We start from the raw sequence: 13,661 nt of genomic DNA, 5'->3' as shown, positions 1-13,661 counted from the left end.
CCGGCCGCGGGGCACGCTGACCGGGTGACGACCGACCCGACGCCGATCAGCCGCTTCCCCGTCGCCGACCCCGCCGACCTGCCGCCGGACCTGGCCGGGCGCCACGCGGAGGTGGAGGAGAAGTCGGGGTTCCTGCCCAACGTCTTCGCGGCGCTGGCCTGGCGGCCGGCCGAGGAGCGGGCGTTCCTCGCCATGCACGACGCGCTGATGGACAAGGACACCCCGGGCCTGTCGACCGGCGAGCGCGAGCTGATCGTGGTCGCCACCAGCGCGGCCAACGACTGCGCGTACTGCGTGGTGGCGCACGGCGCGATCGCGCGCATCCGCACCCGCGACCCCTACCTGGCCGACCTGGTCGCCGTCGACTGGCGCAAGGCCCCGCTCGACGACCGGGTGCGCGCCGTCCTCGACGTCGCCGTCCGGCTGGCCACCGACCCCGCCACCGTCACCGCCGCCGACCTCGACCGGCTGCGCGCGCACGGCCTGACCGAGGACGACGTCTGGGACGTGGGCGCGATCACCGCCTTCTTCGCGCTGTCCAACCGGCTCGCGCACTTCGCCGCGATCCCGCCCAACCCCGAGTTCCACCTCATGGGCCGGCTCCCCCGGTGACCGCGCGCGGGCCGACTACCGTGGGCCCGTGACCAGCGCGGACAGCGGGACCGACGACCCGTCGGGCATCGCCGACGCCGACTTCGACCGGCTGGTCGTGCTGGTCCGCACGCTGCTCGACGTCCCCACCGCGCTGGTGACCCTCGTGGAGCCCGACCGCCAGGTGTTCCCCGGCGCGGTCGGCCTCCCGCCCGAGTGGCAGGCCCGCCGCAGCACCCCGTTGAGCCACTCGTTCTGCCAGTACGTGCGGGTCACCGCGCAGCCGCTGGTGGTCCGCGACGCCCGCGAGGTGGAGGTCCTGGCCGGCAACCGGGCGATCGACGACCTGGGGGTGGTCGCCTACTGCGGGGTGCCGCTGGTCGGCCCGGACGGCGACGTGGTGGGCGCGGTCTGCGCCATCGACTCCCGCCCCCGCGACTGGACCGACACCGACGTCGCGGTGCTCACCCAGGTCGCGGGGCTGGCCGCCTCCGAGCTGCGGCTGCGCGCGCTGACCCGCCACGCCGAGACCGCCCGGCGCGCCGCGGAGCGGGTCAGCGAGCAGACCCGGCTGCTGCTGCGGTTCGCCGAGACGCTGGCCGACGCGGTCACCCTCGACGACGTCGCCGCGGCCGTGACCGGCGCCGCCGCCGAGGCGCTGGGCACCTCGTGGACCTGCCTGGCGCTCGTCGACCCCGCGACCCGCCGGCTGCGGCCGGTGCCCGGCTCCGCGGACGGCTCCCCCGGGGACGACTCCGCCTCCGCCGCGCCGGGCGCCGAGGTCCCGCCGGCGGTCGCGCTGGCCACCGGGCGCGCGGTGTTCCTCCCCGACCCCGCCACCACCGCCGAGCGCTTCCCGCACGCGCGGCCCCCGCGGCCGGCCGGGGCGTCGGCGCACCTGCCGCTGCCGGTCGCCGGCGCGCTGTCCGGCACGCTGAGCCTGGCCTGGGACGAGCCGCACGCGTTCGGCCCGGTCGAGCAGGGCCTGGTCCTCGCCCTCGCCCAGTACACCGCCCAGGCCGTCGGCCGCGCGGTGCTGCTCGCCCGGCAGGAGTCGGTGGCCACCACGCTGCAGCGCGCGCTGCTCGGTGAGCTGCCCGCCCCGGACGGGCTGGAGCTGGCCGCCCGCTACCTGCCCAGCAGCGCCGGCGCGCAGGTCGGCGGGGACTGGTGGGACGCCTTCGACGACTCCGACGGCGCCACGGTGCTGGTCATCGGCGACGTCAACGGCCACGACGTCGCCGCCGCGGCCACCATGGGCCAGCTGCGGGCGATGCTGCGCGGCTTCGCCTTCGAGGGCGGCGAGCCGCCGGCCCGGGCGCTGGACCGGCTCGACGCCGCCGTCGCCGGCCTGCGCACCGGCGCCCTGGCCACCGCGCTGGTCAGCCGGGTCGACCTCGGCGACGACGGCGGCCGGGTGCTGTCCTGGAGCAACGCCGGGCACCCGCCGCCGCTGCTGCGGCACGCCGACGGCCGCGTCGAGGTGCTCGCCTCTCCCCCCGACCTGCTCGTGGGCCTGGACGCCACCCGGGCGCGGGGCACCCACCGCATCGCCCTGGAGCCGGGCAGCACGGTGCTGCTCTACACCGACGGCCTGGTCGAGCGCCGCCGCACCGACCTCGACGACGGCATCGCCGAGCTCACCGCCGCCGTCGCGGCGGACGGCGCCGGCTCGCTGGACGACCTGCTCGACCGGCTGCTGGAGGGCGTCGGGGGCTCCACCGACGACGACGTCGCGCTGCTCGCCGTCCGCGTGCGGTGACCGCGGACGGGCGTCCGCGACCCCGCCGCGCCGCCGGGTGACCGGAACGCCGACGGGCCCGCGCCGGACCGACCCGACCGGGGCGGGCAGGATCGACGCCGTGCCCGCTCCCGGTACCCCCCTCGCACGGCTCGGCTTCCTCACCATCGGCCTGTTCGACCCCGCCGACCCGGCCGCGGGTCACGAGACGACGCTGCGGACGGTCGAGCTCGGCGAGCGGCTGGGCTTCGACAGCGCCTGGCTGCGCCACCGGCACCTGCAGTACGGCATCTCCTCGCCGGTCGCCGTCCTCGCCGCGGCCACGCAGCGCACGTCGCGGATCGAGCTCGGCACCGCGGTCACCCCGCTCGGCTGGGAGAACCCGCTGCGGCTGGCCGAGGACCTCGCCACCGTCGACGTCCTCTCCGGCGGCCGGCTCAACCCCGGGGTCAGCGTCGGCCCGCCGATGCACTGGGACGACGTCAGGGCTGCGCTCTACCCGGACACCGCCGACGTCGAGGACTTCTCCTACACCCGGGTGGAGCGGCTGCTGCGGCTGGTCGCCGGGGAGCCCGCGGCGTCGTTCGCGGGCCGCGAGGGCGTCGTCGAGGAGTGGTCGGACCGGGTGCAGCCGCACTCCCCCGGCCTGCGCGACCGGCTCTGGTACGGCGGGGCGAGCACCCGCTCGGCGCAGTGGGCCGGGCAGGCGGGCGTGCACTTCCTGACCAGCAGCGTGGTCCGCGCCGAGGGCGGCTCCACCGACTTCGCGCAGATCCAGGCGGACCAGGTGCGGGCCTTCCGCGAGGCGAGCCCCACCGGGCGGGTGTCGCAGGGGCTGGTCGTCATCCCGACCGACGGTGCCACGGCCGACCAGCGGGAGCGGTACGCCGCCTACGTCGAGGCCCGCAGCCCGCGGGTGGGGGTCCCCCAGGGCCCGGGGAGGCTGCTGTTCGCCCGCGACCTGCTCGGCACCTCGGAGCAGATCGCCGAGGCCCTGTACGCGCACGCCGGCTTCCGCGAGGTCACCGAGGTGGTGTTCGCGCTGCCGTTCAGCTTCGCCGAGGCCGACCACGAGCAGATCCTCACCGACACCGCCGAGCGCCTCGGCCCGCTGCTCGGCTGGTCCCCGGCGGCCTGAGCGGTCAGCGCGGCACGGACACCGACCACGCGGCCGGGACCACCCGCCAGGTGCGCGCGCCCACCGGCGGCAGCAGGTCGCCGTCGGCGTCGAGGCCGGCCGGCCCGCCGGTCACGGTGACCTCCCGCCCGCGGACGAGGACGACGTCGTCGCGGGCGGGGTGGCGCCCGGCGAGCAGCGCGACGGCGAACGCGGCCCGCGCGGCGGGACCGGTGGCCGCGCTGACCACGACGTCGGCCAGGCCGTCGCCGGGGTCGGCGCCCGGCGCGAGCGCCGTCCCGCCGCCGATGGTGGGCCCGTTGCACACGCCGATCATCAGCAGCGGCGTCCCCCCGTCGGCCGCCCAGCCGGCGGGCGCGGTGACGACGGCGCCGTCGACGGTCACCCGCAGCCGGTGGTCCGCGCCGGCGATCCCGGCCACGGCCGCGCCGACCGGGTAGGCGAGCGCGCCGAGCCGGTCCTTGAGCCCCGCGGCCTCGTCCGCGGCGCGGACGCCGATCCCGGCGTGCACCGCGTTGACGACCACGCCCCCGGCGTCGTCGCGCAGCAGGTCCAGCGGGCGCGGGGCGCCGTCGAGGACGCAGTGGGCGGCGGCGGCCGGGTCGTCGGGCAGCCCGAGCGCGCCGGCCAGGTCGTTGCCGGTGCCCAGCGGCACGACGCCGAGCGGGTCGGCGGGATCGAGGGCGCCGGCGCGGTCCAGCGCGGCGACGACCGCGTGCACCGAGCCGTCGCCGCCGGCGACGACCAGCCGGCGCCCGTCCCGCCCGGCGAGCACCCGGTCGAGGTCGCCCGCGTCCGCGGTCGCCGCGACCTCCACGTCGGCGCCGGCGCGCAGCACCCCCAGCGCCGGGTCCAGCGCGTCGGCGCTCCCGGCCGATCCGTTCACCACCAGCAGCAGCCGCACGGGGAGCACCCTCCCAGCCCGCGCGCGCCCCGGCCGCCCGCGGGCAGGATCGGCACCGTGACGAGTGACGCCGACGCCGTGGTCGCGGACCTGCGCTCGCGCGGCAGCCTGAAGTGGACCCGCTACCCCGACGCGCTCGGCGCCTGGGTGGCCGAGTCCGACCTGGGCACCGCGCCCGCGGTGACCGCCGCGCTGCAGGACGCCGTCGCCCGCGGCCTGTTCGGCTACCTGCCCGACTGGCTCGCCGACGACGTGGCGCGGGCGACCGCCGGCTTCCTGCGCGACCGGCACGGCTGGGAGGTGCCGCCGGAGCGGGTCCGGCCGATGGCCGACGTCCTGGCCGGGCTGTCCGCGGCCATCACCCACCTGTCCCGGCCCGGCTCGCCGGTGGTCCTGCCTACCCCGGCCTACATGCCCTTCCTGGAGGTGCCGCCGGCGCTGGGCCGGGAGGTGCTCGAGGTGCCGATGGCCCGCGACGGCGACCGGTTCGTCTACGACCTCGACGCGCTCGACGCCGCCTTCCGCGCCGGCGGGCACCTGCTGGTGCTGTGCAACCCGCACAACCCGATCGGCCGGGTGCTCGAGCCCGCGGAGATGCTCGCCGTCGCCGAGGTGGTCGACCGGCACGGCGGCCGCGTGTTCTCCGACGAGGTGCACGCGCCGCTGGTCTTCCCCGGCTCCCGGCACGTGCCCTACGCGTCGCTGTCGGACACCACCGCCGCGCACGCGCTCACCGCCACCAGCGCGTCCAAGGCGTGGGACCTCGCCGGCCTGAAGTGCGCGCAGCTGCTGCTCTCGAACGACGCCGACGCCGAGCTGTGGGCGCGGGTCGGGCACGGGGTGGAGCACGGCTGCTCGACGCTCGGCGCGGTCGCCAACACCGCCGCCTACCGGGACGGCGTCGGCTGGCTGGAGGAGACGATCGCCGTCCTCGACCGGCACCGCCGGCTGCTCGCCGACCTGGTCGCCTCGCACCTGCCCGGGGTCCGGTACCGCCCGCCGGAGGGCACCTACCTGGCCTGGCTGGAGGGCCTCCCGGCCGACGCCCCGGGCGACCTGCTGCTCGAGCGGGCCGGGGTGGCGGTGGTCGACGGCGCCCGCTGCGGCGAGGCCGGCCGTGGCGCGGTGCGGCTGAACCTGGCCACGCCCGAGCCGGTGCTCACCACGATCGTCGAGCGGATGGCGGGCGTGCTGCGCTGACCGGTCAGCCGCGGGTGTCGGCCTCCACGGCCTCGAACGCCTTGCGGGCGGCGATGAGCACCGGGTCCCACACCGGCGCGAACGGCGGCGCGTAGGACAGGTCCAGCGACAGGACCTCGTCGACGGTCATCTCGTTCCAGATGCAGATGGCCAGCGCGTCGACCCGCTTGGCCGCGCCCTCCTCGCCGACCACCTGGGCGCCGAGCAGCCGGCCGCTGCGCCGCTCGGCGATCATCTTGACCCGGATCGGGGACGCGTTGGGCATGTAGCCGGCGGTGGTGGTGGAGTCGACGGCGGCGGTGACGAAGGAGTAGCCGGCGTCCTCGGCCTCCCTCTCCGACAGCCCGGTGCGCGCGGCCTCCACCGTGCAGATCTTGGTGATCGCCGTCCCGATGACGCCGGGGAAGGTGGCGTAGCCGCCGCCGACGTTGATCCCGGCCACCCGGCCCTGCTTGTTGGCGTGCGTGCCGAGCGCGACGACGACCCGCTGTTTCGACAGCCGGTGCACCGACTCCACGCAGTCGCCGGCCGCCCACACGCCGGGCACCTGGGTCCGCATCCGCTGGTCGACGGCGACGCCGCCGGAGGTGCCGAGCGGGATGCCGGCCTCCTTCGCCAGCCGCACGTTCGGCCGCACCCCGAGGCCGAGGACGACGAGGTCGGCGGGCAGCTCGCGGCCGCTCTCGGTGACCACCGCGCGCGCCCGCCCGCCGCGGTCGACGTCGATGCCCGCGACGCCGTCGCACAGGACCAGCTCGACGCCCTCGCTGCGGATGCCGTCGGCGATGAACCGGCCGACGTCGGGGTCGAAGGTACCCACCGGGGTGGCCGACTTGTCGACGACGGTGACCTCGAGCCCGCGCATCCGGCACGCCTCGGCGATCTCCAGGCCGATGTAGCCGCCGCCGACGACGACCACCTCCCGCACGCGGCCGCTGTCGAGCTCGGCGCGCAGCGCGACCCCGTCGTCGAGGACCTGGACGCCGTAGACGCCCTCGGCGTCGATGCCCTCGACCGGCGGGCGCATCGGCACGCTGCCGGTGGCGTAGACGAGGTCGTCGTAGGGCTCGGTGCCCTCGGTGCCGGCGTCGAGGTCGCGCCAGTGGACGACGCCCTTGTCGGTGTCGATGCCGACGACCTCCGTGCGCATGCGGACGTCGATGCCGGCCGCCCGGTGCTGCTCGGGCGTGCGGGCGACCAGCCGGGCCTCGCTGTCGACGGTGCCGGAGATCCAGTACGGGATGCCGCAGGCGGAGTAGGAGGTCGCGCGGCCGCGCTCGAACATCACGACCTCGAGGTCGGGTTGCCGCTTCCGGGCCTGGGACGCCGCGCTGCCGCCGGCGGCGTCCCCTCCGATGACGACGAGACGACGGGTGCTCACCCCGGCAGGCTAGGACTCAGCGGCCCTCCAGGCTCACCGCGACGGTGGCGGCGAGTTCGCGGACCGCCTCGAGGTCGTCCTTCGTGGGGGCGCCGGTGAGCGACAGGGGTGCCGCGACCTGCTTCCACCGGAGCGCGCCGGTGATCGTGCCGATGGCCCTGAGCGCGCCGGCGGTGTCGTCGCCGCCGTGCACCCAGACGCCGAAGGGCAGGCCGACGGTGGCGTCCAGGCACGGGTAGTAGACGGTGTCGAAGAAGTGCTTGAGCGCCCCGCTCATGTAGCCGATGTTGGCCGGGGTGCCGAGCAGGACGCCGTCGGCGGCGAGCAGGTCCGCGGGCCCGGCCGCCAGCGCCGGCCGCTCGACCAGCTCGGCCTCCTCGACCATCGCCACGCCCTCGCGGGCCGCCTCGAGCACCGCCTGCAGGTTGGGCGAGGGCGTGTGGTGGACGACGAGCAGCCGCGGCATGCCGCCATCGTGCCCACAGTGCACACGGTGCGTTGTAATCTCCGGATCCCGCCGTGACGGAGGTGGTCGTCGTGGTGACGATGGTCGGACGTCTCAGTGCCGGTCCCGTGGACCGGCCATGACGGGCGGCCCACGGTCCCCCGCGGCGGGACGCGCATGCCCGGCCGGCCGGAGGGCGGGGTGACGTTCGACCACACCGCCGATGGGCCGGACGGTGGCCCCGCCGCACTCCCACCGCAGCGGCCACGACGCCCCGGCACCGGGACGGCCCCGGCGCAGCGCGGCAGCGCCATCGGCCTCCGCCCGTCGCTCCCCGTCCTCCTCGCTGCCGTGAGGTTCTACGCCGGGCCGCTGCGCCGGCGGGTCGGCTTCCGTCACCGCCGTGCCCACGGCACCCGGGGCGTGTTCCTCGGTCCGGTGACGCAGGGCAGGCACCAGGTGCTCCTCCGTCCGCCGAGGTTCGCGGACGCGCCCGAGTGGCGATCCCTGCGACTGCGCGACCGGGACCGGATCGAGCCCTTCTGGCTGTCGTCCGCACGGTCCTGGGAGGAGCGCCACACCGAGCTGGCCTGGGTCGAGGAGGTCCTCCACGCCCGGAGGAACGCCCGTACGGGCCGAGGGCTGTCGCTCGTCATCGAGGTGGACGGACGGTTCGCCGGCCAGTTCAAGCTCGAGTGCATCGACAGGTGCGCGCAGAGCGCGGAGATCGGCGCCTGGCTCGACTCGACGCTGGCCGGCCACTGCGTGATCCGTGCTGTGGGCGAGCTGATGGCGGAGCACGCCTTCGGCCGGATGGGCCTGTGCCGGGTCACCGCTCCCGTGTGCGTGGACAACGTCGCGGCCGCGCTCGCCGTGTCGAGTCTCGGCATGCGCCGGGAGGGCACGATGGAGAGCTATCTCGACGTCGGGGGGCGGCGCCGGCCGCACGACCTGTGGGCCATCACCTCCGAGGCGTGGGTGCGTGATCGCCGTCCGGCCGGCGGGTGACAACTCGACCCTCGTGACGCGGTCGCCCTGGCCGGCGGCACCTCCGGACCCGACAGGGCCGCCTGCTGCCGTCGAGGCGCGCGCCGCGTCCGCCTGCTCCACGGTCTGCGCCGGTGGGAGGGGGATGCGCGGTGCTCGCCAGGGCGTGCCGGGGGGCTCGTCCTCGGCGTCACCATGCCCGACGCCCGGGCGGCCTCCCGGCTTCCGGCTGGTCCACGCGACCGGCTGAGGTTCCTGCAGCCCGCACGACCGCCCCGCCGGATCTCGACCTGGTGCGGTCTCCGGCGGCCCGAGACCGCCACAGGTCGACATCCGGTGCGTCCGTGACCGGGGGGTCGGCGCGGACCCGCGGCCGTGCCGGCGTCGGCCACACCGCCGCTGCGCGGGCGGGCCGCCCCGCGGCCGACGCCGGTCCGGCAGGATCGCGGCCATGGCGGACAACCCCCGGATCGGGCCGATCGAGCGGACCACGAAGCGGTCGTGGGACGAGTGGCTCCGCTTCCTGGACTCCGTCGGCGCGAAGGACCTGGACCACCAGGCGATCGCGCTGCACGTCTACGAGGAGCTCGGCGACGGCTTCGAGCAGCGCGGCTGGTGGACCCAGTCGGTGACGGTCGCCTACGAGCACCACATCGGCCGCCGCGTCCCGGGCCAGCGCTCCGACGGCACCTTCCAGACCAGCGTCAGCCGGGCCACGCCACTCGGCATGACCGAGCTGATGGAGCGCTGGCGGGCGTTCGCCGACGGCGACGCGGCCGTGCAGGAGCTCGTCGCCGGGTCCGACGTGCGGGTCAGCGGCACCGACCGGCGCATCACCTGGCGGACGAGGGCGGCCGACGGCACCTCCGTCGTCGTCACCAGCGAGCCGAAGGGGAACGGGACGGCGTCGCTGGTGGCGACGCAGATGGGACTGCCCACCCCTGAGGCCAACGAGGCGGCCCGCGCGCGGTGGACGGGGATCACCGAGCGGTTCCTGACGGGTGCGCAGCGGGGACGCTGACCCGAGGAGGCGGCATCCGGGGCGTGGCCGGACGCCGCCGCCGTCACTAGCGTGGCGCGATGGCCATCGAGGTCCACCCGGCGACGCGGGCGCGGTTCGACGACGTCGCGACGGTGCTCGGCCCGCGGAACCCGGACGCGAACGTCTGCTGGTGCCTGAGCCACCGGCTCGACTCGCGGACCAACCGCGAGCTCGTCGGGCCCGCGCGACGCGAGTACGTCCGCGAGCTCACCGGCCGCCCGGTCGCGCCGGGGGTGCTCGCCTACGACGACGGCGAGGTCGCCGGCTGGGCCGCGGTCGCGCCCCGGGCGGAGCTGCCCTTCGAACGGTCGCGGCGGATCCCGCACGTCGACGACCTGCCCGTGTGGTCGCTGTGGTGCGTGCGCGTGCGCCCGGGCCACCGCGGGAAGGGCATCGCGCTCGCGCTCATCGAGGGAGCGGTCGCGTACGCGGCGGCGAACGGCGCCCCCGCCGTCGAGGGCTATCCCGCCGACAGCGGGGACGAGCGGGTCGACACGACGATGGCCTACGTCGGCACGCGGCGGATGTTCGAGGAGGCGGGGTTCACCAAGGCCGCCGACACCGACGCCGTCGCCGGCGGCTTCCCCCGCGTCCTCGTGCGCCGCGCCCTCCCCTGAGCCGGGACGTCACCGGTCGTCACGGCCCGTCGACGAGCGGGCGGCCCACGCCGACGGCGGCCCCGTGCCGCGCGCGGGGCGGGCGTCTCGCGGCCGGAGACGTGGTCCGGCGCACGAGGCTGGTCCCCAGGAGCGACGTCCGCGGACCGGCTGTCGGGAGTGGCCATGACCAGGGTGGCGATCGTGACCGGAGGCGCCTCGGGGATCGGACGGGCGCTCGGTGCGGCGCTGGTGCGCCGCGGGGACCGGGTGGTCCTCGCGGACGTCGACGGGCCCGCCGCGGCCGAGGTCGCGGAGCGGCTCACCACCCTCGGCCCGGGAGCGGCCTCGGCAGCGGCCGTGGACGTGCGGGACGCGTCGGCGGTCGACGCGGTGGTGACCGACACGGCGTCGCGGCACGGCCGGCTGGACCTGCTGTTCAACAACGCCGGCCTGGGCATCCACGGGCCCGTCGAGGAACTGTCCCCGGCTCACTGGGACCGGGCGATCGACGTCAACCTGCGCGGGGTGGTCCACGGCGTCCACGCCGCCTATCCCCTGATGTTGCGCCAGGGGTCCGGGCACATCGTCAACACCGCGTCGCTCGCCGGCTTGCTGCCGAACCCGGGGGCCGCTCCGTACGGCACGACGAAGTGGGCGGTGGTGGGGCTGTCGCTGGCGCTGCGCGTCGAGGCCGCGCCCCGAGGGGTGCGGGTCAGCGTGGTGTGTCCCGGCGTCGTCGACACGCCGCTGCTGGACAAGGGGATGCCGCCGGACCTCCCGCGTGTCCCCACCGCGGAGGCCACCGACGTCCGCGGGGTGCTCACCAGGGCCAGTGGGGGTCACGTCTCCAGCGCCGACGCGCTGGCCGCGGACGTGCTGCGCGGAGTGGACCGCAACCGGGCGCTCATCGTCGCGCCGCGGTGGGCGCGGGTCATGTGGCGCCTGATGCGCCTGTCTCCCTCGCTGGTCATGCGCCTCGAGCAGGGGATGATGGCCCGCGAGATGGGCGCTCCGGCCGTCGACACGGCGGTACCCACACCGAGGACGGAGCCCGCTGAGCAGGCTCGTACCTCGGGCTGACGCGCCCGGGCTGATACTGGAGCGGGTGCTCCACTAGGGTGGCCTCGTCCGTCCACGGAGGAGGCACCGATGCCCCGGCCCCGGGTCCACGCGCCCGACGCGGTCCTCGACGCCGCCGAGGAGCTGCTCGTCGACCGCGGCCGCGCACGGCTGACCGTCCGCGCGCTGGCCGCCCGGTCGGGGGCCTCGAACGGCAGCATCTACCACGCCTTCGGCTCGCTGGAGACCGTCGTCGGGGCCGCCTGGCTGCGCCGCGCGCGGCAGTTCCTCGACCTGCAGCGGGCCGTCGTCGCGGAGGCCGGCGGGGACGCCCGCCGGGCGGTGCAGGCCGCCGCCGACGCCCCGGCCCGGCTCGCCGAGCAGGACCTGCGGGCGGCGCGGCTGCTGGTCGGGCTGCAGCGCGACGACGTGCTCACCGACGCCGTCGCCCCGGACGTCGCCGACGACCTGCGCGCCCTGGACGCCGCGCTGCTCGACACGCTGCGCCGGCTCGCCCGCTCGCTCTGGGACCGCGACGACGCGGCCGCCGTCGGGGTCGTCACCACCTGCGTCGTGCGCCTGCCCGCCGCGCTGCTGTTCCCCGGCATGCGCGCCGGACGGGTGCACCCGCACACCCGCACGCAGCTCGCCGCCGCCGTCGGCGCGGTCGTCGACTGCGGCCCGCCGGCCTGAGCCGCCCACCCCCACCTCCCGACCACGGACCAGGAGCCTCCCGTGCCCACGCTCGACCGCCACGACGACGTCCTCGTGCTCGACCTCGGCGCCGACGAGAACCGCTTCTCCCCCGACTGGCTCACCGCCGTCGACGCCGCCCTGGACGAGGTCGAGGACGCCCCCGGGCCCCGCGCCCTGGTCACCACGGCCACGGGCAGGTTCTTCTCCAACGGCCTGGACCTCGCGTGGCTGGCCGACCACGCCGACCAGCGCGACGCCTACGTCGCCAGGGTCCAGCGGCTGTTCGCCCGTGTGCTCGCGCTGCCGGTCGTGACCGTGGCGGCGGTGCAGGGTCACGCCTTCGCCGCGGGGGCGATGCTCGCCCTCGCGCACGACCAGCGGGTCATGCGCGCCGACCGCGGCTTCTGGTGCCTGCCGGAGATCGACATCGACCTCCCGTTCAGCCCCGGCATGTCCGCCCTGGTCCAGGCGCGGCTGACCCCGCAGACGGCGCACGTGGCGATGACCACCGGCCGCCGCTACGGCGGCACCGACGCCCTCGCCGCGGCGATCGTCGACCGCGCCGTCGCCGAGGAGGACGTCCGCCCGGCCGCCGTCGAGATCGCCGCCGCGCACACCGGGAAGGCCGGCCCGACCCTGGGGACCATCAAGTCCCGCCTGTACGCCCCGGTCCTGGCGCTGTTGCGGGACGCGGTGGCCCCCCGCGGCTGAGCACCGTCGGCCCGGCCGAGGGCGGCCGGCCGCTCAGTCGAAGAGCACGAGTCCGCGGATGTTCTTGCCGGCCTTCATGTCGTCGAACCCCTCGGCGACCTGCTCCAGCGAGTAGGTCCGCGTGACGAGCTCGTCGAGCTTGAGCGTCCCGGCCACGTACTGGGCCAGCAGGCCGGGGATGTCCCACCGGGGGTTGCAGCCGCCGAAGAGCGCGCCCTGCAGCCGCTTCTGGAACACCGTGAACATCGTGTGGTTGATCGGGATGCCGCCCGCCTGGCGCATGCTCCCGGTGCCGGTGAGGACGACCGTGCCGGCCTTGCGGATGGAGGCCACCGCCTCGGCGATGTGGTCGCCGGTGACGACACCGACCGCCACGACGGTCGCGTCGGCGCCCTGGCCGTTCGTCATGGACCGGGCGAGCTCGGTGGCCTCGGCCATGGTCTCGGCCGTGTGCGTCGCGCCGAGCTGCTTGGCGGTCTCGCGCTTGAACTCGACCGGGTCGACGGCGATGACCGCCCGGGCGCCGATGGCCCGGGCGGCCTGCACGCTGTTGATCCCGATCCCGCCGACGCCCATGACGATGACCACGTCGCCGTCCCGGGCGTCGGACAGGTTGGTGACCGACCCCCATCCGGTGGGGACGCCGCAGCCGACGAGCGCGGCCTTGTCCAGCGGCACGTCGGGGTCGATCTTCACCGCCGACCGGGCGTCGACGACGGTGTGCTCGCTCAGCGCGGCGAGGCCGTAGGCCTGACCCACCGGCTTGCCCTGGTAGGACATCCGGAAGCTGGTGGGGTCCTCGATCCGGGCGCCGCTGAACAGCCGGGCGCCGAGGTCGCAGAGGTTCTGCCGGCCGGTCGAGCACATCCGGCACCGTCCGCAGACCGCGACGAAGCTGAGCACCACGTGGTCCCCCTCGGCCCACCCCGGGGTGTGGGGGCCGACACCCACGACGACGCCGGCGCCCTCGTGGCCACCGGCGAGGGGCAGCCGCAGGGGTGGGGCGCTCCCGGGCGGGACGTCGTGGTCGTCGGTGTGGCACAGCCCGACGGCGGCCATCCGCACGAGCAACTCGCCCTCGCGCGGCTCGTCGAGGTCGACCTCGGTGACCTCGTACCGGCCGGGCTGGGTGTGGAGGACGGCACTACGGGTCTTCACGACGGCTCC

At 76.5% G+C, this 13,661-nt stretch carries 14 protein-coding genes; 10 read left to right on the top strand and 4 right to left on the bottom strand.

What is annotated here, in order from left to right; genetic code table 11:
* The first annotated feature begins 24 nt into the window (after window positions 1-24).
* From ACI8AB_RS08460 to ACI8AB_RS08450, 3 genes are all read left to right on the top strand, one after another.
* A complete protein-coding gene (locus tag ACI8AB_RS08460) occupies window positions 25-612 on the top strand; it encodes a peroxidase-related enzyme (RefSeq protein ID WP_456949751.1) in 588 nt (195 codons plus the stop codon).
* A gap of 28 nt (window positions 613-640) precedes the next feature.
* A complete protein-coding gene (locus ACI8AB_RS08455) occupies window positions 641-2,353 on the top strand; it encodes a GAF domain-containing SpoIIE family protein phosphatase (RefSeq protein ID WP_456949750.1) in 1,713 nt (570 codons plus the stop codon).
* A gap of 100 nt (window positions 2,354-2,453) precedes the next feature.
* A complete protein-coding gene (locus tag ACI8AB_RS08450) occupies window positions 2,454-3,470 on the top strand; it encodes an LLM class flavin-dependent oxidoreductase (protein WP_456949749.1) in 1,017 nt (338 codons plus the stop codon).
* A 4-nt stretch (window positions 3,471-3,474) separates the two neighbouring features.
* Here the strand turns inward: ACI8AB_RS08450 and ACI8AB_RS08445 are convergent, their stop codons facing one another.
* Window positions 3,475-4,374 carry a diacylglycerol/lipid kinase family protein gene (locus tag ACI8AB_RS08445; RefSeq protein ID WP_456949748.1) on the bottom strand — a complete coding sequence of 300 codons (900 nt, stop codon included), beginning with the start codon at window positions 4,372-4,374 and terminating at the stop codon, window positions 3,475-3,477.
* A 57-nt stretch (window positions 4,375-4,431) separates the two neighbouring features.
* Here ACI8AB_RS08445 and ACI8AB_RS08440 point away from each other — a divergent pair, with 57 nt between their 5' ends.
* Window positions 4,432-5,574, top strand: a complete 1,143-nt coding sequence (locus tag ACI8AB_RS08440; protein WP_456949747.1) for a MalY/PatB family protein — start codon at window positions 4,432-4,434, stop codon at window positions 5,572-5,574.
* 4 nt (window positions 5,575-5,578) lie between these two features.
* On the opposite strand, the gene ACI8AB_RS08435 is transcribed toward ACI8AB_RS08440, so the two are convergent.
* Both ACI8AB_RS08435 and ACI8AB_RS08430 read right to left on the bottom strand, forming a co-directional pair.
* Complete coding sequence (locus ACI8AB_RS08435; RefSeq protein WP_456949746.1) at window positions 5,579-6,955, bottom strand: FAD-dependent oxidoreductase; 1,377 nt, start codon at window positions 6,953-6,955, stop codon at window positions 5,579-5,581.
* Window positions 6,956-6,971: 16 nt separating this feature from the next.
* Window positions 6,972-7,421: a flavodoxin family protein gene (locus tag ACI8AB_RS08430; protein WP_456949745.1), complete on the bottom strand. Its 450-nt coding sequence runs from the start codon at window positions 7,419-7,421 to the stop codon at window positions 6,972-6,974.
* Window positions 7,422-7,751: 330 nt separating this feature from the next.
* On the opposite strand from ACI8AB_RS08430, the gene ACI8AB_RS08425 reads away from it, so the two are divergent.
* The 6 genes from ACI8AB_RS08425 (at window position 7,752) to ACI8AB_RS08400 (ending at window position 12,494) form a co-directional block, all read left to right on the top strand.
* Window positions 7,752-8,408 (top strand): GNAT family N-acetyltransferase, encoded by a 657-nt coding sequence (locus ACI8AB_RS08425; protein ID WP_456949744.1) that lies wholly within the window; start codon window positions 7,752-7,754, stop codon window positions 8,406-8,408.
* Between the two features lie 430 nt (window positions 8,409-8,838).
* Entirely contained in the window at window positions 8,839-9,408 is a 570-nt protein-coding gene (locus ACI8AB_RS08420; protein WP_456949743.1) for a hypothetical protein, read from the top strand.
* A gap of 59 nt (window positions 9,409-9,467) precedes the next feature.
* On the top strand, window positions 9,468-10,046 hold the full coding sequence (locus tag ACI8AB_RS08415; protein WP_456949742.1) for a GNAT family N-acetyltransferase: 579 nt from the start codon (window positions 9,468-9,470) through the stop codon (window positions 10,044-10,046).
* 165 nt (window positions 10,047-10,211) lie between these two features.
* Window positions 10,212-11,108, top strand: a complete 897-nt coding sequence (locus tag ACI8AB_RS08410; protein WP_456949741.1) for an SDR family NAD(P)-dependent oxidoreductase — start codon at window positions 10,212-10,214, stop codon at window positions 11,106-11,108.
* A 69-nt stretch (window positions 11,109-11,177) separates the two neighbouring features.
* The gene (locus ACI8AB_RS08405; RefSeq protein WP_456949740.1) at window positions 11,178-11,780 is read left to right on the top strand and encodes a helix-turn-helix domain-containing protein; all 603 of its coding nucleotides are present in this window, start codon (window positions 11,178-11,180) and stop codon (window positions 11,778-11,780) included.
* A 42-nt stretch (window positions 11,781-11,822) separates the two neighbouring features.
* Window positions 11,823-12,494, top strand: coding sequence for an enoyl-CoA hydratase-related protein (locus tag ACI8AB_RS08400; RefSeq protein WP_456949739.1), 672 nt, complete (start codon window positions 11,823-11,825; stop codon window positions 12,492-12,494).
* Between the two features lie 33 nt (window positions 12,495-12,527).
* Here the strand turns inward: ACI8AB_RS08400 and ACI8AB_RS08395 are convergent, their stop codons facing one another.
* Complete coding sequence (locus tag ACI8AB_RS08395) at window positions 12,528-13,652, bottom strand: NDMA-dependent alcohol dehydrogenase (protein ID WP_456949738.1); 1,125 nt, start codon at window positions 13,650-13,652, stop codon at window positions 12,528-12,530.
* Window positions 13,653-13,661 lie beyond the last annotated feature (9 nt).

The sequence above is a fragment of the Geodermatophilus sp. SYSU D00698 genome, from assembly GCF_054050335.1.
This window is presented reverse-complemented; position numbering and strand designations above follow the sequence as displayed.

Coding starts and splice junctions, on each gene's coding strand:
- ACI8AB_RS08405 (WP_456949740.1), top strand. CDS start 11,178: ATGCCCCGGCCCCGGGTCCACGCGCCCGACGCGGTCCTCGACGCCGCC.
- ACI8AB_RS08415 (WP_456949742.1), top strand. CDS start 9,468: ATGGCCATCGAGGTCCACCCGGCGACGCGGGCGCGGTTCGACGACGTC.
- ACI8AB_RS08410 (WP_456949741.1), top strand. CDS start 10,212: ATGACCAGGGTGGCGATCGTGACCGGAGGCGCCTCGGGGATCGGACGG.
- ACI8AB_RS08430 (WP_456949745.1), bottom strand. CDS start 7,421: ATGCCGCGGCTGCTCGTCGTCCACCACACGCCCTCGCCCAACCTGCAG.
- ACI8AB_RS08420 (WP_456949743.1), top strand. CDS start 8,839: ATGGCGGACAACCCCCGGATCGGGCCGATCGAGCGGACCACGAAGCGG.